This window comes from Vibrio sp. 1069, assembly GCF_033340555.1.
Map to the genome: position 1 here is coordinate 1 of NZ_JAWOWP010000507.1, position 638 is coordinate 638.

The window sequence follows — 638 nt, forward strand, 5'->3', positions numbered from 1 at the left end:
TACAACGGTCGCATTTTTACGCTTTTCGACTTGTCAGTGACAATCTCTTTTTGGTTCTAAGATTAACTAGGGGAATGCAGCAGTGACGAGTATGGATCCGCAGTTATTTACAAGACGCTCACTATTGATCTTCATCACGTTTGAGCGCAAAAAATAAAAAATGAACCGTTGTTTTGATTTTTGTCTCAGTTAGTTTTGTTTTTTGAAAATATAATTTATCTAAATTAAAACAGCGTTTCGAGGTTTCTATTATGGAATACGATTACTTAGTAATAGCAGGCTACTTTGCCCTGATGGTGGCAATCAGCTTGCTGTTCAAAAAAATGGCAAGCAATAGTACCAGCGACTATTTCCGCGGGGGCGGTAAGATGCTTTGGTGGATGGTTGGTGCCACAGCATTTATGACTCAGTTCTCTGCATGGACGTTTACCGGTGCAGCGGGTAAAGCGTTTAACGATGGCTTCGCGGTATTGGCCGTGTTTGTTGGCAACATGGTGGCGTACGTTTTCGCTTACTTCTACTTTGCTCGCCGCTTCCGCCAAATGCGAGTTGATACACCAACTGAAGGGGTAAAACGCCGCTTTGGTAACACTAACGAGCAGTTTTTCACGTGGGTAATCATTCCGTTAAGTGTTATT

1 protein-coding gene is annotated in these 638 nt (G+C 42.5%); it reads left to right on the forward strand.

The genetic code is table 11. The features are described from left to right. Window positions 1-251: 251 nt before the first annotated feature. Window positions 252-638, forward strand: a 387-nt coding sequence (locus R7040_RS27435) for a sodium:solute symporter family transporter (protein ID WP_411978221.1), incomplete at its 3' end; no start/stop codon positions are given.